Here is a 20,053-nt window from a genome sequence, read left to right on the forward strand (position 1 = left end):
ATCAGGCGCCCGCTTCCGGCAATCGGAAGATGTGAAAGTCCTGCCAACGGCCGGACGAGTTCTCGATCAATGCAACCTCCGTGCAGCTGGCATGAACGGCGCCCAGCGTGAAAAGACGGGCCTGCAATTCGGCCGCGGCTGCGTCCGCATCGAGAGGATTGCCGTGCGCCACGGTGAGATGCGGGATCACGCCCTGGTGCTCGCCGCCGTACGGAGGGAAATCGGGAAAGGCTTTCACGAGGGCCAGGGTCATCGCGATGAACGGCCTGGCCGGTTCCGGTGCAAGGTAGGCCGTCCCGGGGAATCGCCCGATCTTGCCCAGCGAGAACGAAAACGAAGGCGTGCGGTTCAGCGCGCGCTGCGCGCGGGCCAGCATTTCCGGTGTGATCAGCGCGGGGTCCATGAAAGGAACGAGGACTGTGATGTGCGCCGGCACACCGAGCGCCACGGTGGCGTCGTAGCGGCGGCGCAAGTCGCCAGCGAGCGATTCGGCTGCGGGGACTTTCACGACGAATGCAGAGATGGCCATCCGCGCGGAGGATAGCTCAGGCGTCGGCGATGCGGCTCCATTCGATGCCGTGCTTCGCAAGGTATTTGCGCAGCCTGTCCGCATCGTTCACCACGCTGCGCTGCTCGCGCGAAGCCTGAAAAAGCTGCCGCCCTGCATCGGAAAGGCTGCGCGATTGTTTGCAGACCCGCACTACCGCTTCGAGTTGCAGCCGGTCGAACAGGTCGAGCGCAGCCGCGCGCTCTTCGCCCAGCAATGCATCCAGATCCACATCGCCGCTGCCCGCCGCCACCGGCCCCCCGCGTTTCCAGAGCCACCGCAGCCGCGCAATCTCGGCCTCGACCAGCGCCACTGGAATGCGCCCGCCATCCGCCAGTGTGGCCAGCCGCGTCACGCTCGCCGAGAGGTCGCGAAAGTTGCCGCTCCAGATCGCCTCGCCACTCTGCGCAAAGCGCAGGTAGGCCGTACGTGCTTCGGCGTTGAAGCGCACCACGCGATGGTTCTCGGCCGCGTGAATGGCCAGCAGATGGTCGACATTGGGCTCGATGTCTTCGGGCCGCTGCGCGAGGCCGGGCAGGTCGTACGTCCAGAGGTTGATCCGTGCGAACAGGTCTTCTCGAAACCGCCCGGCCGCGACATCGCTGCGCAGATCGCGGTTGGTGCCGGCGATGAGCTGGAAGTCGCTCTCCACTTCCCTGTCCGCCCCCACCGGAAAGAAGCGCTTCTCCTCGATGGCCTTGAGCAGCATGGCTTGCTCGTCGGGCCCGAGTTCGCCGATCTCGTCGAGGAACAGTGCGCCCTGATGTGCGGTGCGCAGCAGCCCGGGCCGGTCGCTCGCGGCCCCGGTGAAGGAGCCCTTCTTGTGGCCGAACAAGGTGGACGCTGCACCATCGCCGCGCAACGTGGCGCAGTTCACCTCGACGAACGGCCCCGTCATCTGATGCCGCGCCTGCTTCAGCTCGAACATGCGCCGCGCCAGGAACGACTTGCCCGCGCCCGTCGGGCCGACCAGCAATATGGGCGCGCGCGATCGCACGGCCACGCGTTCGATCTCGTCGATCAGCGCGTTGAAGCGCGCATTGCGCGTGGCGATGCCGCTCTTCAGGAAGGCGACCGCATCGCGCTGCTCCGCGTCGAAGCGCCGCGCGATCACGTCGTAGCGCGACAGGTCGAGGTCGATCAGCGTGTACTTGCCGGCTTCGCCTTCGCGCTGCTTCTTGGGCGGTGAGGTCTGCGCCAGCACGCCCGGCACCACGCGCGATTCCGACAGCAGGAACATGCAGATCTGCGCGACGTGCGTGCCGGTGGTGATGTGCGTCCAGTACTGCTCGCGTTCGGTATCGAAGGTGTAGGCGCGCGCCCAGTCGTACAGGCGCGTGTAGACCTCGCCGAAATCCCACGGGTCCACGAGGTCCAGCGGCACGAGGTTGACCGTGGTCTCCGGCGACACGGTGGCGATGTCGGCCTTCACCAATTCGGCCAGCGCCTTGTGGCGCAGCGTGTAGAGCAGCTCCATGCGCGAGACGACCATGTCCTCGTGCTGGGCCAGCGAGACGGTGGGGCGCCACTTGTTCCAGCGGCCGGCGCCCTGGCCGGCGTCGAGCTGGGTGCCGAGGAAGCCGATGACGACGATGGATTTTTTCATTATTGGATAAAAGACTATCCAAAATTATAAGAAAACAGGATGACTCTCGATGGAGCAGATGAAAACTGAGAGCGATACATCAGAAAAAGTCCAATCAAATCAAAGGCTTGAAGGATTCGCGCGTAGAACGACCCGGAGCTGGCACACCCGTTGCAATAAGGATCACACATTCAAGAAACGAACGAACAAAAAGAACCCCACAAGGAGAAGTCACATGGCCAACCTTCAACTCTTCCAGACCCGCCGCGGCGCCCTGCAGCCTTCGGCCAATGCGCTCAACGAAGCGGGTGGCGTGGCCTGCGCGCTGCCGCCCCAGCACCAGCTGGCGCAGCTCGCTGCGACCGGTTGCCTGAACAACACCTTCTACGCACAAGCGCAGGACCAGCTCGACGCCGTGCTGGCCCTGGCCCGCGAAGTCGATCCGGTGTTCGTGGCCAAGACGGCCGTGTACGCCCGCCGCGCCGGCCATATGAAGGACATGCCGGCGCTGCTGGCCGCATCGCTGGCGGTGCGCGACGTGTCGCTGCTCGCCAAGGTGTTCCCCCGCGTGGTGGACAACGGCAAGATGCTGCGCAACTTCGTGCAGATGCTGCGTTCCGGCGCGGTGGGCCGCAAGTCGCTCGGTACGCGTCCGAAGAAGCTCGTGCAGCAATGGCTGCTCGAAGCGACCGAAGCGCAACTGCTGAACGCCTCGGTGGGCAACACGCCGTCGCTGGCCGACGTGGTGAAGATGGTTCACCCCAAGCCCGCCGAAGCCTGGCGCGCCGCATGGTTCGCATGGCTGATCGATCGTCCGTATGCGCTGGAGGCACTGCCCCCGGTGACGCAGGCCTTCGAACGCTTCAAGCGCGACCGTTCGCTCGAAGTGCCCGACGTGCCGTTCCAGATGCTGACCGCGCTGGAGCTGGACACGCAGGCGTGGGCGCAGATCGCGCAGCGTGGATCGTGGCAGATGGTGCGTCAGAACCTGAACACCTTTGCGCGCCACGGCGTGTTCGAACTGCCGGGCCTCGCGGAAGCGGTGGCCGCCAAGTTGCGCGATGCGCAGGCGGTGGCCAAGGCCCGCGTGCTGCCGTACCAGCTGATGGCGGCCTACACCGCAACCGGCGCCGAGGTGCCGCACGTGGTGAAGGAAGCGCTGCAGGACGCGATGGAACTCGCGCTGGTCAACGTGCCGGAGTTCGAGGGCCGCGTGGTGGTGTGCCCCGACGTGTCGGGCTCCATGAGCTCGCCGGTGACGGGTCACCGCGGTTCTGCGACCTCGGCGGTGCGATGCATCGACGTGGCCGCGCTGGTGGCTGCCGCCGTGCTGCGCCGCAATGCGGATGCGCGTGTGCTGCCCTTCGAGACGAAGGTGGTGTCGCTGAAGCTGAATCCACGTGATTCGGTGCTGACCAACGCGGCCAAGCTGGCGGCGGTGGGCGGTGGCGGAACCTCGTGCAGCGCGCCGCTGGCGCTGCTGAACCGCGAGAAGGCGCAAGCCGATCTGGTGGTGCTGGTGTCGGACAACGAATCGTGGGCCGACCGTGCCCGTGGCCGCGGAACCGCGACCATGCAGGAGTGGGAGGCGTTCAAGCAGCGCAACCCGAAGGCGCGGCTGGTGTGCATCGACATCCAGCCCTATGCGACCACCCAGGCGCAGGAGCAGGCCGATGTGCTGAACATCGGTGGCTTCAGCGACGAAGTGTTCAAGCTGCTGGCGGTGTATGCCGCAGGTGGCCTGGGCGCCGACCACTGGGTGGGTGTGATCGAAGAGGTTTCGATCTGAGAGAAAAGAGAGAGGGTGCCGTGGGCCTTGGCCCGCGGTGCCCGATCCGAAACGAATTGAACGTCGTCGTTCGGCGAATGCAGGTGTGACTACATCACCAATCCGATGTCACACCGACTGTTGGTCGCCGAACGGAGATGAGGGTTTTTGTGCGAATGCAGGCAGGACTACATCTGGTTTGACCAGGGTTCGACTCCCGGCGCCGGTTCTCCGGCGTGGTCTACGTCTTGCCATCCTCGTCGCACTGTTTTTTGCAGCGAATGCTGGCGGAACTACAGCCTCTTAAGCTCGTGGTCGCGGGTTCGAATCCCGCCGGTCGAAAGGCCGTAGCTCAGTGGTAGAGCACGATTGTTTCGTCGATTTTTGTCGCTGCTTTTTTGTTTTGGGCACGCAGGCACCGAAGGGAGCGCCACTGCGAAAAATGTTGTTGTCATGTCCGCAGTCCGGGTAGCACCGGATGCGGCGGGAAAGTCGGTTGACGAGTACGGTTGAGGATGCAGGTGCTGGCTCCGATGACGGGTCTGTCACTGGCGCGCGTTTCCAATCGTCGACTGGGCCATCGGACTCAAACACCATGGTCGCCGTATTGATGCGGGTTCGAATCCCGCCGTGTCCACCAGTCATGTGAACGTCGTTGTTGTTGAACAGAGAAAGAAAATCATGTTGGAAGAAGATCGCACCACCCAGGAACGGATCGGCTACGTGCTGAGCGGCACCGGCTGGGCCACGTTGAGCTTTCGTGCCGATGCCGGGCCCGTGGAGTTCGCGGTGTCGTACCTGCACGATTCGCTGGCCGATCTCGCCTGCATGGCGCTCGACCTGGTGAAGGGCGCACAGGGCGCTGCGGCGGTCTTCATGGACGAGCCCGGAGAAGTGCACTTGGTGGTGACCGGTGACAGGGATGACCTGGCGTTCGAGCTGCGCCACTACCGCGATTGGGCGAGCTGGGGAATCACCGCCATGGACGACTATGAGGTGCTGGACCATGGGGTCGTCCAGCGGGTGGAGTTGGTGGGCAACATCCATGCGCTGCTGGAGCGCATCTATGTGGACGTGGGGCTCGTGAAGTACCGCGAACTCTGGGTGGAGCATGAGTTTCCGCTCGGCACGTATGAAGAACTCGTCGCCGCATCCAAGCAGTGGCCCTCGGCCTCCTGCAAGTAGAAATTGAACAAAAGAGAGATAGAGAGAGAGAAAGAAAAAATGACGAACTACAAAGTGCATGAAGTAGCCAACGGCGTCCCCGTAAAGATGTGGACTAACGGCGTGCCCGTGGAAGACGAAGCGCAAAAGCAGCTCGAAAACGCAGCGCGCCTGCCCATCGTGTTCAAGCACATTGCGGCCATGCCCGACGTGCACTACGGCATCGGTGCCACCGTGGGTTCGGTGATCCCGACCTTCAAGGCCATCATCCCGGCCGCGGTGGGCGTGGACATCGGTTGCGGAATGATGGCCTGCAAGACCACGCTCAACGCACGCGACCTGCCCGACAACCTGGGCCCGCTGCGTTCGGCGATCGAGAAGGCCGTGCCGCACGGCTCGAACCCCAAGCGCATGGGCCGCGACAAGGGCGCGTGGGAAACGCCGCCCGACGAAACCGATGCGGCCTGGGCCCAGCTGGTGGACGAATTCGACGCGATCTGCGAGGACTATCCGCGCATCAAGAACACCAACAACCACAAGCACCTGGGAACGCTGGGTACCGGCAACCACTTCATCGAGGTGTGCCTCGACGAAGCGGGCGCGGTGTGGTTCATGCTGCACTCGGGTTCGCGCGGCGTGGGTAACGCCATCGGTACGCACTTCATCGAACTCGCGAAGAAGGATGCCGAGCTGCACCAGCGCAACCTGCCCGATCAGGACCTGGCGTACTTCGAGGAAGGCGCCAAGTACTTCGGCGACTACGTGCGTGCGGTGGGCTGGGCCCAGAAGTTCGCGCGTGCGAACCGCGAAGTGATGATGCAGCGCGTGGTTGGAGCCGCGCGCAAGGTCATCGCCAAGCCTTTCGAGGCGCATGTGGAAGCGGTGAACTGCCACCACAACTACGTGAGCCGCGAAACGCACTTCGGCGAAGACGTGCTCATCACCCGCAAGGGCGCGGTGAGCGCCAAGGCCGGCGAACTCGGGATCATCCCCGGCAGCATGGGGGCCAAGAGCTACATCGTGCGCGGAAAGGGCAACCCCGAGAGCTTCATGAGCTGCAGCCACGGCGCGGGTCGCAAGATGAGCCGCACCAAGGCGAAGAAGCTCTTCACCGTCGCCGACCAGATCGCCGCGACCGAAGGCGTGGAATGCCGCAAGGACGCCGACGTGATCGACGAGATCCCGATGGCCTACAAGGACATCGACGCGGTGATGGAAGCGCAGAAGGACCTGGTGGAGGTGGTCTACACGCTCAAGCAGGTGGTGTGCGTGAAGGGCTGACGATGGGACTGGAGTACCGCATCAAGGTGGCCTTGCCATCGCGGGAGGACGCCCGTCGCATCTGCACCCAGGCGGGGTGGGGCTTGCATGTGAAGGAAGGCCCCGATGGTGCCGACTTCTATGCGGCGGCGCCGGCCTCGCCTTCGGAATGGCCCCAGGCCTCGTTGTACGTCGAGGCCGGGGGCTTCCTGATCTGCCTGCATGCGAACTCCGATGTTGCGCGGCAGGTGTTCGGCCGCGTCGTCCAGATGGCGGCCGGCGAAGGCGTCGTGACAGTCGAGGAGCTATAGAAGACCGCGCGGTGGAATCACCTTCGTCGCGCAGTCATCGGAGGTTGAAAAGAATGAAAAGCAACAAGCAACGCCGCGCCGAGATCAAGGCGCACCGCCTGGCGCGCGCTGCGCGCCTCGAGGCGCAACTGCATGCGCCCGATCGGCAACGCAACCCGTGCCTGCGCGCGCCCGGGATGGAGCCGGCCGACCTCGACGTGCTGGGCCGCCATAACAACACCTATGGGCCGCTGCCCACGTATTACCTCGACCGCCCCTTCATCTGCCGAGACTGCGGTGCCGAAGAAATCTGGACCGCGAAGCAGCAGAAGTGGTGGTACGAGGTCGTGCACGGAAGCATCGAGAGCAACGCGGTGCGCTGCCTCGCATGCCGGCGTGCACGCCGTGCATCGCACGCGGCATCGCGCGAAGGCGAGGGCGCAAACCTGATTGGCGAGACGTCGGAGCGCCTGCGCGTGCTGGCCCGCTCCGCGCCGACGCCGGACGCGCGCGCAGAGGTGAACGCCGCGCTCGAGAGCAAGTGGTGGAGCCTGCGCACGCTGGCCATCGCGGCGCTCGGACACTGGGGCGCCGACGACGATATCGCGCGGCTGCGTGCGCTGGTCGACGCGTACCGGCCGGCGTGGGGAAGCTGGGAGCGCGTGGGTGCCGATGCGGCGGCAAAGGCCCTCGCCGAGTGCCTGCGGCATCCCGCCGACGAGGCCTGGGCCATCGAAGCCTGCCTGAGCGGTCTTGCGAGCCCATGGCGATGGCGCACCTTCCTGGGCTGCATCGCGGGCGAACGGATCGCGGCGAATGCCAAGGCCGAGTTCGCGCGCCGGCCGGAAGATCCGCAGCGCCTGTCGCGCATGCTTGCGTTGATGCATTGCATCGGCCAGCCGCCATCGTCGTCGCAGATGGCCATCGTGCGCGCCCATGCGCGCGGCGAGGTGAGCCTGTGGGCCCGGCACTTTCCATCGGAGGCGGCATGAGCACGTTCCCGCTGGGGATGGCGCCGCTGCCGCCGCGCGAGGAAGCCGAGACGGCCGCGTTGCGCGACACGCTGCGGCGCGTGGGCTCGGCCTTCGAATTCGCGGTCTGCCGCGTGGCCGACGACGTCGTGGTGGTGGGCGAGGCGCACCATCGCGCAGTGCTTCGGCTGCTGTGCGACGGCATCGTGGCGGAGTTCGAGCGCTACCGGCAGGAAGCCGTCGCGCGCGACCCGTCGCTCGCGGCAGCCTTCGGCGCCGGCCTCGCCTTCGACGTCGATGCCGCGCATGCCACGCCGCTCGATGCGTCGGCCGTCGTCGCTGCCGGGAGATTCGCCCCGCTGCACCGTGTGCCGTACATGCGCGATCCCGCGCAGGTGCCGTGGTTCGAATGGTTCTGCAATGCCTTCGGCGATCCGCCCTACACGCTGGCCGTCGCGGACGAAGCCGAGCGCGCGCAGCTGTTCCCGCGCTTCTGCGCCTGCACGGGGCTGCTGCCGGGCGAAGACATCGCCGTGCTCGACTGGGTCGGCGACCCGGAGCGGGAACCCGAGCGCAGCACGTGGAGCGGCTATTTCGACGATGGCAAGGAGTGGTGGGGCATCTGGTGCCTCACGGTATGGAACCCGCGGCGCCGAACGCTCGCGGCCATGGTGGCGAGCCAGACCGATTGAACGAGAAAAAAAGAGACCCCCGTGGGAGGACCGAGTGATGAAGTGGTGGAACAAGCGATCCGAGGTCGCACCGAAGACTGACGTCTGCGCGCTGGCGTTCGAGGCGCTGCTGGAACTCGCTTGCTCGTACGACGGATTCCAGCGGGAGGCGGCCGTTGCCGAGCTGGTGCGCCGTGCCGACCCGAGGGCCATTGCCCCGTTGCTGGTGCGCACGGGCGACTGGGTGCCGCAGGTGAGACTGGGCGCGCAGCAGGGGCTTGCGAATCTCATGCGCGACGAATTCGTCGTGCAATGGGCGCACGCACTGCCCGAGCTGGCCTATGTCTTGCGCGTTCGCCGGGCGGACCTGGGCGAGCTGATCGCCGCCATCGAGCAGTTCATGCGGCGAAACGTCGATGCACTGGAGCAGCATGCGCGCGCGCCGGACAACGCCATGCGGCGCTGGATGTTCGCCCTGCGACTCGGCCAGCCGCACACCGGGGCCGAACTGCATGACGTGCTGCGCCGGGGCCTTCGCTCGAACGAGCTGCTGACGTCGCAGCTGTGCCTGAAGGCGCTCGACCGCCTGCCGGAGCCTGCGCAACGTCGGGGGGTGCTCGAAGCCGCGCTGCGCTCCCGCCTGCCGCGGGTGAAGACGGCGGCGATGCGCGAGCTGCTGGTGCGGCTCGCCGGCGCTGATGCCCAGTCCATCGTCCGCGCCATGTGCTTCGACCGGAGCCCGGCGGTGCGCTCGCTCGCCGTGGCGACGCTGGTGGCCGGGCAGGAAGAGATCGCCGATCGCGCGAAAGAGACGCTGCGCTCGCCCGCCGGCGACGCACGGCAGCGCGTCGCGGCGCTGCATCTGCTGTGGTTGCTGAAGGACCCCGAGGCGCTCGTGCTGGCCCGGACCTGGGTGGCGTCGCCCGTCGCATCGTTGCGCCGTCTTGCGCGCTGGCTCCTGCTGGCGGCGGCGCAGGCCGAGCGCGCGGACGTCGGCGCCCAGTTGCTGGATATCCTGGTCGACGTCTCGCCCAGGGTGCGCCGGATCGCGGTGGAGCACGTGCGCCGCGGCGGCCCGTTGCCCGAGGTGGGGGCGCTGATGCGCCTGGGCCTCGCGCGCCGGGACCTGGCGCACGATGTTCTTGCGATGCTCGGGCATGGTTCGCCATGGGACCGCCTGCTGTTCGTCTTCGAGCTCATGGAAAGCGGCGATCTGCCGGGCGATCTCGCCGGCGTCATCACGAACGAAGTGCATGCATGGGTCGAGGCCATGGGAAATTGCTATGTTCAGCCCCTGGCGCCGCAGCGCACCAGGCTGGCCTGGCTCTGGGAGCGGCGCGCACGGTGGCTGTCCGGCGGGCACCCGAAGGGGCTCCTGCCGCATGGCTTTCCGCCGCTGGTCGAATACCACCTGCGCGCGTTCCACGTGATCCGATAGTGAGGGAGGAAAAGAAATCATGATGTTGAAACTCACGTTCCTGGGGACTTCCTCGGGCACGCCCACGCGGCAGCGCAATGTCTCCGGCATCGCCGTGCAGACCGTGCTGGGGCCCGACTGGTTCCTGGTCGACTGCGGCGAAGGCACGCAGCACCGGCTGCAGCAAACGCCGCTGTCCCTGCACGACATGGCCGCTGTCTGCATCACGCATGTGCACGGCGACCATTGCTATGGCCTGCCGGGACTGCTCGCGAGCGCCGGCATGGGCAAGCGCTCGAAGCCGCTGAAGTTGATCGCGCCGCTGCCGGTCTGGGAGTGGTTCCAGGCCACGCGTCGGCTGACGGATCTGCATCTGCCCTACGAGGTCGAGCACGTGGATCTCGAAGCCCGGCCGCTGGTGTACGAGACACCGGGCCTGCACATCGAGCGCCATGTGCTGCGCCATCGCGTGCCCAGCCACGCCTACCGCGTGCAGGTGGAAACCCGGCGTGTGCGGTTGAAGGCCGACGCCCTGCGCGCCACCGGCCTGCCGCCGGGGCCGGCATGGCGCGCGCTGCAGAACGGCGAAGACGTGCCTTTCGACGGGAGGGTGCTGCGCAGTGCCGATTTCGCGGAGACGCAGATCGATACGGCAAGCACTGTGCTGGGCGGCGACAACGCCGAGCCCGCGCTGCTGCACGACGCCTGCAAGGGCGCACAGCTGCTGGTGCACGAGGCCACCTACACGCAGGAGGCGCTGGACAAGGTCGGTCCTGGTCCCATGCACAGCTCGGCACGCTTGCTGGCCGAGTTCGCGCAGGCTGCCGGTGTGCCGAACCTGGTCCTCACGCACTTCAGCCCGCGCCACCAGAATGAAGAGGGCATGGCGGCACTGATGGCCGAAACCCAGGCTTGCTATCGCGGCAATGCCTTCCTGGCCAACGACCTGGACGTGTTCGAACTCGACAGCACCGGCAAGGTGACCGTGACCCGCGCCTGAAGAAATGAAGAATCAGGCGCCAAGACTATTTTCATGACGACTCAAGAATTCCTCCGCTCCGCCCATCCCATCGACCCCGCCATGCGCGTGCAGGTCATGGAGAACCTGCGCGCCATCGAAGCGCGCCACGACGTGACCGTGCTCTTCGCCTGCGAATCCGGCAGCCGCGGCTGGGGCTTTGCCTCGCCCGACAGCGACTACGACGTGCGCTTCATCTACGTCAACCGCCTGCCGTGGTATCTCACGGTGACGCCGCGACGCGACGTGATCGAGGTGCCGATCAGCGGCGATCTCGACATCACCGGCTGGGATCTGCGCAAGGCGCTGGGCCTGATGCGCGAGTCGAACCCGACGCTGCTCGAATGGCTGCGTTCGCCCATCGTGTACCGCGAAGATGCACTCGCGATGCCGCGGTTCCGCGCGCTGTCGGAGGCGGTGTTCTCCAACGCGCGCGGCTGGCATCACTACAGTTCGATGGCAAAGAAGAATTTCCGCGAGCACCTGCAGGCCGACGAGGTGCGCTACAAGAAATACCTCTACGTGCTGCGCCCGCTGCTGGCCGCGCGCTGGATCCGCACGCAGCCCGGCGTGCCGCCGATGCGCTTCGCCGACCTGGCGCAGAAGACGCTCGACGCCGTGCGCGATGCCGCGCTGATCGACGAGATCAACGCACTGCTCGAGGTGAAGATGCGCGCCGGCGAGGCCGCAACCAGCCCGCGCTGGCCCGGCATCCATGCGTTCATCGAAGCCGAGCTGGCGGCCAACGCGGCCGAGCCGGTGACGCCGCTGCCTCAGGCCGAAGAGGCGGGGCTCGATGCGTTCCTTTGCGAGACCGTGCTGCGTTTCGACCCGGCTGCCTCGGCCTCGCAAGAAGGAGTCCACGCATGATCGAACTCGACGGCTCCCAGGGCGAGGGCGGCGGCCAGATCCTGCGCACCAGCCTCGCGCTGTCGGTGGTCACGGGCCAGCCCCTGGCCATCGAGAAGATCCGCGCAGGCCGCGCCAAGCCCGGCCTGATGCGCCAGCACCTCGCGTGCGTGAATGCCGCAGCCGAGATCAGCGGCGCGCAGGTCGAAGGCGCCGAACTCGGTTCGCAGTCGCTGCGCTTCGTGCCCGGCCCGGTGCGCGCGGGCGACTACCGATTTGCGATTGCCAGCGCGGGCAGCTGCATGCTGGTGCTGCAGACCGTGCTGCCGCCGCTGCTGCTGGCCGGTGCGGCGAGCAAGGTGCACCTGAGCGGCGGCACGCACAACCCGATGGCGCCGCCGTTCCACTTCCTGGAGCGCGCTTTCGCGCCGCTGGTGCGCCGGCTGGGCGCAGACCTGCAGCTCACGCTGCGCCGCTGCGGCTTCTACCCGGCCGGCGGCGGCGAGGTCGACGCGGCCATCGTGCCGGCAACGGGCACGCTGCAGCCTTTCGACCTGATGGCGCGCGGCGCGCAGCAATCGGGCTATGCGGAATGCCTCGCCCCAGGCCTGCCGCGCCATGTGCCGACGCGCGAGCTCGACACGCTGGGCGGTGCGATGGGCTGGTCCGGCGAGCAGCTGCGCTTCGGCACGGTCCGCCAGAATGAAGGCCCCGGCAATGCGCTGCTCGCCACGCTGGCCTACGAGCACGTCACCGAGGTCTTCACGGCCTTCGGCGAGAAGTCGCTCAGCGCGGAGCAGGTGGCACACGGCCTGGTGAAGGAACTGCGCGCGTTCCAGAAGAGCGAGGCGGCCGTCGGTCCGCATCTGGCCGATCAGCTTGCGCTGCTGCTCGCGCTCTCGGTGTGGCAGAGCCACAAGACCGCCGCGTTCACCTGCAGCGAGGTGACGGCGCACACGCGCACCAACTGCACGGTGATCGAGCGCTTCCTGCCGGTGCGCTTCGCGATCACCGAAGGCCGCGAAGCCTCGACGGTGCAGGTCTTGCCGGCCTGATGCGGAAAAAGCCGCTCGCTCAGGCGAGCGGCGTCGCGTTGGCGTAAAGGCGCAGCAGCATCGCGCGCAGCGTCTTCACTTCGGCCGCGCTGAAGTCGGAAGTCGCCACCGCTTCATAGTGCTGCGCGAGCGGAATCAGCTCGCAGGTCAGCGCCAGGCCGCGCTCCGTCAGTGCGATGCGCACCGCACGCTTGTCGGTGTCGCATTTTTCGCGCGCCACCAGCTCCTGCGCGGCCAGCCGGTCGACGATGCGCGACAGCGCCGACAGGTCGGTGGACGCATGCGTCGCCAGCTCCGACAGCGTCTGCCGCGGCGTGTGCTGCAGCGACGCGCACACGCGCCACTCGCTGAGACTGAGTCCGTAGGGCTTGAGCGCCTTCGCGAAGGCGTTGCCCATGCGCGCGCCGGCGCGCGCCAGGAGGAACGGAATGGCCTTCTCGAGGTCATGATCGCGGTGCAGGGTTTTCATGGAGACATGCTTGAACAATCAAGTATATAGTCCGCCCCAGTTGCTTGAATAATCAAGTAAAAATGGAGGCGATCATGAGCCGGAACCCTTCCCGTCGGGGCGCCATCGCGGTGGTGCTTTCTCTTCTGTCGGCGGCGCCGATGGCCCATGCCCAAGGGGCTGCGGCCAAGTGGCCCACGCAGGCCGTGCGCTTCGTGGTGCCGTTCCCCGCAGGGTCGGCGCCCGACGTACTGATCCGCCACGTGGGCGCCAAGCTCGGCGAGAAGTGGGGGCAGGGCGTGATCGTCGACAACAAGCCCGGCGGCAGCGGCGTGATCGGCATGAACGCGATCCTCGCGGCGCCCACCGACGGCTACACCTTCGGCTTCGTGCAGGGCTCGGCCATCTCGGTCGCCCCGAGCACCATCAAGGGCGTGAGCTACGACTTCAACCGCGACTTCGTGCCGGTCACGCTCGCGGCCGTCGCGCCCTTCATGCTGGCGGTGCCGGCCAACTCCCCGTACAAGACGCTGGCCGAGTTCATCGCCGCCGCGCGCGCCAAGCCGCAGGGCATCGAGGTGGCCGACAACGGCCGCGGCACCGCGCCGCACCTGGCCTCGGCGCTGCTGGGCCTGCAGTCGGGTGCGCAGTTTCTCGAGGTGCACTACCCCGGCGGCGCGCAGGCGATGCAGGCCACGCTGGGCGGCCAGACCCAGATGATGGTCGAGACCTACAACGTGGTCGCGGGCAACGTGCAGGGCGGGCGCATGCGTGTGCTGGCCAGCATGGGCGACCGCGTCGAGGCGGGGCTGGAGTCGTTTCCGCTCGCAAGCAAGACGGTTCCCGGCGCGGTGGCGCACGGCTGGTTCGCGGTGATCGCGAAGAAGGGCGTCGACCCGCTCGTGCTCGCGAAGCTCAACAAGGACATGAACGAGGCGCTCTTGCTGCCCGACGTGGTCGCCAAGTCGCGCGAGCTCGGCACCTACCCGCGCCCCGGCACGCCCGAACAACTGGCGCGCTACATCGCCGACGACCGCAAGACCTGGCAGGACGTGCTGGACAAACTCAACATCAAACCGGAGTGATCATTTCCATGCAGAACAAGATTGCGCTCGAAGAGCATTTCGCGATCGATCTCACGATTGCCGACTCGCAGGTCTACGCCCGCCCCGAGGTGTGGCAGGGCCTGAAGAACAACCTGCTCGACTTCGAGCAGCAGCGCCTCGCGCAGATGGACGAATGGGGCACCGAGTTCTCGATCCTCTCGCTCAACTCGCCGGCGGTGCAGGCCATTCCCGACGCGAAGCGCGCCATCGAGGTGGCGCAGCGCGCCAACGACGTGCTGGCCGAGCAGGTCAAGCGCCACCCCACACGCTTCGGCGGATTCGCCGCGCTGCCGATGCAAGACCCCGAGGCCGCCGCGCGCGAGCTGGAGCGTTGCGTGAACCAGCTGGGTTTCCACGGCTTCCTGGTCAACGGCTTCTCGCAGGTCGGCGACGAGAACACCGTCGTCTACTACGACGACGCGCGCTTCAACGATTTCTGGACCACCGCCGCGGCGCTGAAGAAACCGTTCTACATGCACCCGCGCGATCCGCTGCTGAGCCGCGAGCCGATCTATGACGGTGCGCACTGGCTCACCGGCCCGACCTGGGCCTTCGCGATGGAAACGGGCATCCACGCACTGCGCCTGATGTCCAGCGGCATGTTCGACCGACACCCCGAGCTGCAGATGATCCTTGGCCACTTCGGCGAGGGCATTCCGTTCAACATCTGGCGCGTCGACCACATCCTGCGCAAGGGCCGCCGCGGCATGCCCTGCGACAGGGAGATCGGTGACTACCTGCGCAGCAACGTGCACATCACGACCAGCGGCAACTTCCGCACGCCGACGCTGCTGTCGACGATGCTCGAGGTGGGTGCGGACCGCATCATGTACTCGGTCGACTATCCGTTCGAGAAGCACGAGGACGCCGCCCGCTGGTTCGACAAGTGCGAGATCAGCGAGAACGACCGCCAGAAGATCGGCCGCGACAACGCTCGCAAGCTCTTCGGCTTGAACTGACATGAACGCCACCAAAGACCCGCGCCCCGTGCTCGTGGCCGGCGGCGGCATCGGCGGCCTCGCCGCCGCGCTGGCGCTGGTGCGCGAGGGCTATCGCGTGAAGGTGATCGAACAGGCCAGCCAGATCGGCGAGATCGGCGCGGGCATCCAGCTGAGCCCCAATGCCTTTGCTGCCTGCGACGCGCTCGGCGTCGGCGAGCATTTGCGCGCCAAGGCGGTCTACACCGAAGAGATGGTGATGTTCGACGCGATCGATGCAAAGCGCGTGGCGAGCATCTCGCTGTCGGGCAGGTTTCGCGAACGCTTCGGCAACCCCTATGCAGTGATCCACCGCGCCGATATCCACGGCGCGCTGCTCGAAGGCGTGAAGGCGACCACAGACGGCATCGAGTTCCTGACCTCGACCAAGGTCGTGCACATCGAGCAGGACGACCATGGTGTCACGCTCATCGACGCACAGGGTGGCCGCCACGAGGGCCAGGCCGTGATCGGCTGCGACGGCGTGCGCTCGGCGGTGCGGCAGCAGTACGTGGGCGACAGCATCCGCGTCTCGGGCCATGTGGTGTTCCGCGCGGTGGTCGACACGGCCGAGTTCCCCGAGGCGCTGCGCTTTACCGCGCCCTGCATCTGGGTCGGCCCCAACTGCCACCTGGTGCACTACCCGCTCAAGGGCGGCGACAAGTTCAACATCGCCGTCACCTTCCACAGCGACCAGCCCGAGGAATGGGGCTCGATGGACGGTGATCCGGCCGAGGTGCAGCGCTATTTCCGCCCGACCTGCGAGCAGGTGCAGCAGCTGCTGCGCATTCCGAAGGCGTGGAAGCGCTACTCGACGGCCGACCGCAACCCCATCGAGCAATGGACCTTCGGCCGCGCCACGCTGCTGGGCGATGCGGCGCACCCGATGGTGCAATACCTTGCGCAAGGCGCCTGCACGGCCTGCGAAGACGCGGTAACGCTGGGCCTCGCACTGCGCCGCGCAGGCGGCGACTGGCCCCGCGCGCTCGCGCTGTACGAGCGCTCCCGCGTGGCACGCACCGCGCGGGTGGTGCTCTCGGCGCGCGAGATGGGCCGCATCTACCACGCCAAGGGCGTCGAGCGCCTGGTGCGCAACAGCATGTGGAAGGGGCGGCCGCAGGAGCGCTTCTACGACGCGCTCGAATGGCTCTACGGCTGGACAGCGGCCACCTGTCTCGACGAGACGCAGCACCCAGGAGAAACGACATGACGACGACTTCCTTCCGGGGCTGGACCCTGGCCGCCCGCGTGCTGATGGCCGCGATCTTCCTCGTCGCGGGCGTGCGCAAGCTCCTGACCTATGGCGCGACGCTCGGCTACTTCGCCAAACTCGGTATTCCGCTGGGCGACGTGGTGCTGCCGCTGACCATCGCGCTCGAGATCGGCGGCGGGCTGCTGTTGATCGCCGGATGGCGCGTGCAGTGGGTCGCGAGCGCACTGGCCGTGTTCACCTTGGCCACGGCCTTCGCCGCGCATGCGTTCTGGTCTGCCGACGCGGCGCAGTTCGCGGGCCAGCTCAACAACTTTCTCAAGAACGTGGCCATGGCGGGCGGCTTCCTGGTGCTCATCGTCCACGCCGGCAGCAGCGAGCGGAAGGCCGGTTCTACGGGCTGAGTGGAAAACTCCTTTCCGCCCGTGTGGTTGAACGGTCCGCGGGGCGGGGAGACACTCGCACGCAATCCCCTCAGGAAAGATCGAGCGATGTCCGTCCAATCCTTCGTCTACAACAGCGTTCCCCAGCGGGTGGTCTTCGGTGCGGGGTCGCTGCAGCACCTGGCGCGCGAGATCGACGCGCTCGGCGCACGCCGTGCGCTGGTGCTTTCCACGCCCGAGCAGCGCCCGCAGGCCGAGCGCATCGCCGACATGCTGGGCGCGCATGCGGCCGGCGTGTTCGACCGGGCCGTGATGCATGTGCCGATCGAAACCGCACGCGAGGCAAGGGAAGTCGCAAGCCGTCTCGGCGCCGATTGCGCCGTGGCCATCGGCGGGGGCTCCACCACGGGGCTCGGCAAGGCGATCGCGCTCGATTCGGGCCTGCCGATCCTCGCGATCCCGACCACCTACGCGGGCTCCGAGATGACGCCGATCTACGGCATCACCGAAGCGGGCATGAAGAAGACCGGCAAGGATTCCAGGGTGCTGCCGCGCACCGTGATCTACGACCCCGAGCTGTCGCTGAGCCTGCCCGTGGGCATGAGCGTGACCAGTGGCATCAACGCGATCGCGCATGCGGCCGAAGGTCTCTACGCCACCGATGCCAATCCGATCATGGACCTGATGGCGCAGGAGGGCATCGCCGCGCTGGGCCGCGCCTTGCCGGCGATCCGCGCATCGGCCCGGGACCTGGGCGCGCGCAGCGATGCGCTCTACGGCGCCTGGCTTTGCGGCACCGTGCTCGGCAATGTCGGCATGGCCCTGCATCACAAGCTGTGCCACACGCTGGGCGGCAGCTTCAACCTGCCGCATGCCGAGACGCACACCATCGTGCTGCCGCATGCCCTGGCCTACAACGCCGCGGCGGCGCCGGAAGCCATGGCGCGCATCGCGAAGGCGCTGGGCGGCAGCAATGCCGCGCAAGCCGTGTTCGACCTCGCGCGCGACAACGGCGCGCCGGTCGCGCTGCGCGACATCGGCATGAAGGCATCGGATCTCGACCTGGCCTGCGCGCATGCGCTCCAGAACCAGTACCCCAATCCGCGCCCGCTGGAGCGCGAGGCGATCCGCGCCCTGTTGCAGAACGCGTGGGAAGGCGTGCGGCCGTAGGCAGGGCAGGGCCGCGCGGGGTTTTCTTTCTTACAGGCCGGCCTGGCGGGTGAACGACACCGTCGGCTTGTTGTAGGCCGAAGGCACCTGGTCGCGGTAGAAGGCGCGGCGGTCCAGGCTTTGCAGCGGGTCGTGCGCGGTGGCGACGGCCTGGTCGCGCACGGCGTTGCGGTCGAGCGTGGCGTCGATGGCCACCACGCCTTCGCCGTTGGCGTCCGAATACGTGTTGCCGCTGCGCGCGGCTGCGACGGCTTCGGCCTGCACGTCGGCGCGGCTGGCATGCGAGGTGATCGCCTGCACGCCTTCGTAGGTTTCGGCGTGCGCGCCGGCGGCGCCCAGCATGGCGAGTGCGGCGGCGGAAAGAGCGATGAGTTGCTTCGTCTTCATGGTGAGAGTCCCTTTGACTGTCTGCGTGGACGGCGGACATTCGTCGTTGCCACAAGATGCAGTGTGAAACCGCATCGTGGTTTGCGCTGTGCGTTTGCGCACCGCTTTCTCCAACTACAGGGGCGTCGTCGCAGGGTGCGGATACAGCACCGCAAGGGGCTCGGAGCGGCCGCGAACGGCCAGCGTCTCGGTGGGGCCCATCGTGTCTGCAACGCCGGCCTGCTGCGCGGCGTACAGGGAGACAACGAGGCGCGATGCAGCGGTCTTGGAGTGGTCCTGCAAACGGCTCGCCGTGTTGACCACCTCGCCGATCGCCGTGAAGGTGGTGGTCTCCAGATAGCCGACTTCACCCACGGCCGCGCGTCCCGCATGCAGGCCCATGCCGAAATCCAGCCGCTGCCCGAACTGGGCTTCGAAGCCTTCGCTCCAGGCGTCCATGCGCCGGCCGATGAGCTCGGTCGCGCGCAGCGCCTGCTTGCATGCGCTCGGCAGGTCGCACTCGAGCCCGAAGATCGCCATCACGCTGTCGCCGATGAACTGGTTCGGCACGCCGCCGCTCTCGCGCACGGCCGCGCCGACGGTGGCGAAGTAGCGGTCGAGCACATAGGCGAGGTCGAAGGGCCACTGCCGCTCTGACAACCCCGACCAGCGCCGCAGGTCGACGAAGAGGATCGCCACGTCGCGCTCGCGCCCGAAGCTGCCGACCGGTGCGGGCCGGCCCTCGTTGGGCCGCGGTGCGAACAGCGGCGTGACCTCGATGTCGCCGTGCGGGCGCAGCTGGCAGGCCAGGCGCACATCGCCCGGCGCGCGCACGCGTTCAAGCGTGCGCTGCTCGTCGCGGCCCGGCTCGCCGATGTGTTCGGCCGGGCCGGCCACGCGCACGCGGCAGGTGGAGCAGCGGGCACGGCCGCCGCAGATCGACACATGCGCGATGCCGTGCGAGCGGCTGGCCTCCAGCACGCTCCAGCCGCGCGGCACCTGCACGGTGCGGTCGGGATAGCGCAGGGCGATGGACGGCTGGCGCGACAGGCGTGCAAACCGGTTCCGCCCCCAGCGCGCCGCCAGCAGGGCGAGCAGCGCGAGTGCGTAGAACCACTTGATGTTCCACTCGGCCGCATTGAGCGCCTTGCCCTGTTCGGGCGTTGGCAGCACGACCGGCGGCACGCCGGTCCACTGGAACTCGCGGCCCATCGAGACGAAACCCATCGCCGCCGTCAGCGGCAGCACCACCGCAACGGCCAGCAGCAGGTAAGAGAAGCGCCGGTAGGCCGGCTGCACCCGCAGCGCGAAGTGCAGGCCGAGGCAGCCGTGGGCCCAGGCCGCGAGCATCATGCCGAGCTGCGCGGCCGCCCCCGGCAGGTTCCACAGCCCCCAGACCACACGGACGTAGGAGCCCTCGATGCCGTAGGCCAGGTAGGCGCCGCGCATGGCGGTCAGGTGGGTGGCCAGCAGCAGCGGCAGCGCAAAGCCCAGCAGCACGCGCAGGCCTTCGAGCGGCGGCATGCGCAGGGTGCGCCGCTCCCACAGGGCGACGACGGCCAGCGCCAGGTGGGTGAAGGCTGCGCCGTACAGCAGCACGGTGCCCGGCAGGCTGTGCCAGAAGCGCTGCACGCCGCGCAGCACGGTCTCGGCCGCGTCAAAGGAAAAGATGCCGAGCGAATGGTTCAGCAGGTGCGCTGTCACGTAGGCCATCAGCACCAGCCCGCTCGCCCAGCGGAGATTGCGCCGCGTCGGCGGTCTCAGCGGAAAAAGGGCTGGGGGGGAACGTCTGTCCATG

Annotated in this window: 20 protein-coding genes; 15 read left to right on the forward strand and 5 right to left on the reverse strand. The window is 67.4% G+C overall.

Annotated features, from left to right (window positions below):
• Position 1: 1 nt before the first annotated feature.
• Both AC1DXX_RS06945 and rtcR read right to left on the reverse strand, forming a co-directional pair.
• Positions 2-529, reverse strand: a complete 528-nt coding sequence (locus AC1DXX_RS06945; RefSeq protein WP_478133439.1) for a 2'-5' RNA ligase family protein — start codon at positions 527-529, stop codon at positions 2-4.
• 16 nt (positions 530-545) lie between these two features.
• Positions 546-2,153: an RNA repair transcriptional activator RtcR gene (rtcR, locus tag AC1DXX_RS06950; RefSeq protein ID WP_478133440.1), complete on the reverse strand. Its 1,608-nt coding sequence runs from the start codon at positions 2,151-2,153 to the stop codon at positions 546-548.
• A gap of 214 nt (positions 2,154-2,367) precedes the next feature.
• Here rtcR and AC1DXX_RS06955 point away from each other — a divergent pair, with 214 nt between their 5' ends.
• The 10 genes from AC1DXX_RS06955 (at position 2,368) to rtcA (ending at position 12,595) form a co-directional block, all read left to right on the forward strand.
• The gene (locus AC1DXX_RS06955) at positions 2,368-3,921 is read left to right on the forward strand and encodes a vWA domain-containing protein (protein ID WP_478133441.1); all 1,554 of its coding nucleotides are present in this window, start codon (positions 2,368-2,370) and stop codon (positions 3,919-3,921) included.
• A gap of 660 nt (positions 3,922-4,581) precedes the next feature.
• A complete protein-coding gene (locus AC1DXX_RS06960; protein WP_478133442.1) occupies positions 4,582-5,085 on the forward strand; it encodes a hypothetical protein in 504 nt (167 codons plus the stop codon).
• Between the two features lie 39 nt (positions 5,086-5,124).
• Positions 5,125-6,345 carry an RtcB family protein gene (locus tag AC1DXX_RS06965; protein ID WP_478133443.1) on the forward strand — a complete coding sequence of 407 codons (1,221 nt, stop codon included), beginning with the start codon at positions 5,125-5,127 and terminating at the stop codon, positions 6,343-6,345.
• Positions 6,346-6,347: 2 nt separating this feature from the next.
• The gene (locus tag AC1DXX_RS06970; RefSeq protein ID WP_478133444.1) at positions 6,348-6,635 is read left to right on the forward strand and encodes a hypothetical protein; all 288 of its coding nucleotides are present in this window, start codon (positions 6,348-6,350) and stop codon (positions 6,633-6,635) included.
• Positions 6,636-6,688: 53 nt separating this feature from the next.
• Complete coding sequence (locus AC1DXX_RS06975) at positions 6,689-7,606, forward strand: zinc-ribbon domain containing protein (RefSeq protein ID WP_478133445.1); 918 nt, start codon at positions 6,689-6,691, stop codon at positions 7,604-7,606.
• On the forward strand, positions 7,603-8,277 hold the full coding sequence (locus AC1DXX_RS06980) for a hypothetical protein (RefSeq protein ID WP_478133446.1): 675 nt from the start codon (positions 7,603-7,605) through the stop codon (positions 8,275-8,277). Before AC1DXX_RS06975 ends, AC1DXX_RS06980 begins: the two co-directional genes overlap by 4 nt.
• Before the next feature lie 37 nt (positions 8,278-8,314).
• Positions 8,315-9,694 (forward strand): hypothetical protein, encoded by a 1,380-nt coding sequence (locus AC1DXX_RS06985; protein WP_478133447.1) that lies wholly within the window; start codon positions 8,315-8,317, stop codon positions 9,692-9,694.
• Positions 9,695-9,713: 19 nt separating this feature from the next.
• Complete coding sequence (locus AC1DXX_RS06990) at positions 9,714-10,673, forward strand: ribonuclease Z (RefSeq protein ID WP_478133448.1); 960 nt, start codon at positions 9,714-9,716, stop codon at positions 10,671-10,673.
• A 33-nt stretch (positions 10,674-10,706) separates the two neighbouring features.
• Positions 10,707-11,561, forward strand: a complete 855-nt coding sequence (locus tag AC1DXX_RS06995; protein WP_478133449.1) for a nucleotidyltransferase domain-containing protein — start codon at positions 10,707-10,709, stop codon at positions 11,559-11,561.
• Entirely contained in the window at positions 11,558-12,595 is a 1,038-nt protein-coding gene (gene rtcA / locus AC1DXX_RS07000; RefSeq protein ID WP_478133450.1) for an RNA 3'-terminal phosphate cyclase, read from the forward strand. Before AC1DXX_RS06995 ends, rtcA begins: the two co-directional genes overlap by 4 nt.
• Positions 12,596-12,614: 19 nt before the next feature.
• Here rtcA and AC1DXX_RS07005 read toward each other — a convergent pair whose 3' ends face one another.
• Positions 12,615-13,064, reverse strand: coding sequence for a MarR family winged helix-turn-helix transcriptional regulator (locus AC1DXX_RS07005; protein ID WP_478133451.1), 450 nt, complete (start codon positions 13,062-13,064; stop codon positions 12,615-12,617).
• Positions 13,065-13,138: 74 nt separating this feature from the next.
• On the opposite strand from AC1DXX_RS07005, the gene AC1DXX_RS07010 reads away from it, so the two are divergent.
• From AC1DXX_RS07010 to AC1DXX_RS07030, 5 genes are all read left to right on the forward strand, one after another.
• On the forward strand, positions 13,139-14,128 hold the full coding sequence (locus tag AC1DXX_RS07010) for a Bug family tripartite tricarboxylate transporter substrate binding protein (RefSeq protein ID WP_478133452.1): 990 nt from the start codon (positions 13,139-13,141) through the stop codon (positions 14,126-14,128).
• An 8-nt stretch (positions 14,129-14,136) separates the two neighbouring features.
• Positions 14,137-15,108, forward strand: a complete 972-nt coding sequence (locus AC1DXX_RS07015; protein WP_478133453.1) for an amidohydrolase family protein — start codon at positions 14,137-14,139, stop codon at positions 15,106-15,108.
• Between the two features lies 1 nt (position 15,109).
• A complete protein-coding gene (locus AC1DXX_RS07020) occupies positions 15,110-16,336 on the forward strand; it encodes a 3-hydroxybenzoate 6-monooxygenase (RefSeq protein ID WP_478133454.1) in 1,227 nt (408 codons plus the stop codon).
• A complete protein-coding gene (locus AC1DXX_RS07025; protein WP_478133455.1) occupies positions 16,333-16,740 on the forward strand; it encodes a DoxX family protein in 408 nt (135 codons plus the stop codon). Before AC1DXX_RS07020 ends, AC1DXX_RS07025 begins: the two co-directional genes overlap by 4 nt.
• A gap of 87 nt (positions 16,741-16,827) precedes the next feature.
• The gene (locus AC1DXX_RS07030; protein ID WP_478133456.1) at positions 16,828-17,889 is read left to right on the forward strand and encodes a maleylacetate reductase; all 1,062 of its coding nucleotides are present in this window, start codon (positions 16,828-16,830) and stop codon (positions 17,887-17,889) included.
• Positions 17,890-17,919: 30 nt separating this feature from the next.
• Here AC1DXX_RS07030 and AC1DXX_RS07035 read toward each other — a convergent pair whose 3' ends face one another.
• Positions 17,920-18,276, reverse strand: coding sequence for a DUF4148 domain-containing protein (locus tag AC1DXX_RS07035; RefSeq protein WP_478133457.1), 357 nt, complete (start codon positions 18,274-18,276; stop codon positions 17,920-17,922).
• A gap of 114 nt (positions 18,277-18,390) precedes the next feature.
• Positions 18,391-20,052 carry an adenylate/guanylate cyclase domain-containing protein gene (locus tag AC1DXX_RS07040; RefSeq protein ID WP_478133458.1) on the reverse strand — a complete coding sequence of 554 codons (1,662 nt, stop codon included), beginning with the start codon at positions 20,050-20,052 and terminating at the stop codon, positions 18,391-18,393.
• Position 20,053: the final 1 nt, after the last annotated feature.

It is taken from the genome of Variovorax sp. P4_B10, from assembly GCF_056402375.1.

Coding starts and splice junctions, on each gene's coding strand:
- AC1DXX_RS06945 (WP_478133439.1), bottom strand. CDS start 529: ATGGCCATCTCTGCATTCGTCGTGAAAGTCCCCGCAGCCGAATCGCTC.
- rtcR (WP_478133440.1), bottom strand. CDS start 2,153: ATGAAAAAATCCATCGTCGTCATCGGCTTCCTCGGCACCCAGCTCGAC.
- AC1DXX_RS06955 (WP_478133441.1), top strand. CDS start 2,368: ATGGCCAACCTTCAACTCTTCCAGACCCGCCGCGGCGCCCTGCAGCCT.
- AC1DXX_RS06960 (WP_478133442.1), top strand. CDS start 4,582: ATGTTGGAAGAAGATCGCACCACCCAGGAACGGATCGGCTACGTGCTG.
- AC1DXX_RS06965 (WP_478133443.1), top strand. CDS start 5,125: ATGACGAACTACAAAGTGCATGAAGTAGCCAACGGCGTCCCCGTAAAG.
- AC1DXX_RS06970 (WP_478133444.1), top strand. CDS start 6,348: ATGGGACTGGAGTACCGCATCAAGGTGGCCTTGCCATCGCGGGAGGAC.
- AC1DXX_RS06975 (WP_478133445.1), top strand. CDS start 6,689: ATGAAAAGCAACAAGCAACGCCGCGCCGAGATCAAGGCGCACCGCCTG.
- AC1DXX_RS06980 (WP_478133446.1), top strand. CDS start 7,603: ATGAGCACGTTCCCGCTGGGGATGGCGCCGCTGCCGCCGCGCGAGGAA.
- AC1DXX_RS06985 (WP_478133447.1), top strand. CDS start 8,315: ATGAAGTGGTGGAACAAGCGATCCGAGGTCGCACCGAAGACTGACGTC.
- AC1DXX_RS06990 (WP_478133448.1), top strand. CDS start 9,714: ATGATGTTGAAACTCACGTTCCTGGGGACTTCCTCGGGCACGCCCACG.
- AC1DXX_RS06995 (WP_478133449.1), top strand. CDS start 10,707: ATGACGACTCAAGAATTCCTCCGCTCCGCCCATCCCATCGACCCCGCC.
- rtcA (WP_478133450.1), top strand. CDS start 11,558: ATGATCGAACTCGACGGCTCCCAGGGCGAGGGCGGCGGCCAGATCCTG.
- AC1DXX_RS07005 (WP_478133451.1), bottom strand. CDS start 13,064: ATGAAAACCCTGCACCGCGATCATGACCTCGAGAAGGCCATTCCGTTC.
- AC1DXX_RS07010 (WP_478133452.1), top strand. CDS start 13,139: ATGAGCCGGAACCCTTCCCGTCGGGGCGCCATCGCGGTGGTGCTTTCT.
- AC1DXX_RS07015 (WP_478133453.1), top strand. CDS start 14,137: ATGCAGAACAAGATTGCGCTCGAAGAGCATTTCGCGATCGATCTCACG.
- AC1DXX_RS07020 (WP_478133454.1), top strand. CDS start 15,110: ATGAACGCCACCAAAGACCCGCGCCCCGTGCTCGTGGCCGGCGGCGGC.
- AC1DXX_RS07025 (WP_478133455.1), top strand. CDS start 16,333: ATGACGACGACTTCCTTCCGGGGCTGGACCCTGGCCGCCCGCGTGCTG.
- AC1DXX_RS07030 (WP_478133456.1), top strand. CDS start 16,828: ATGTCCGTCCAATCCTTCGTCTACAACAGCGTTCCCCAGCGGGTGGTC.
- AC1DXX_RS07035 (WP_478133457.1), bottom strand. CDS start 18,276: ATGAAGACGAAGCAACTCATCGCTCTTTCCGCCGCCGCACTCGCCATG.
- AC1DXX_RS07040 (WP_478133458.1), bottom strand. CDS start 20,052: ATGGACAGACGTTCCCCCCCAGCCCTTTTTCCGCTGAGACCGCCGACG.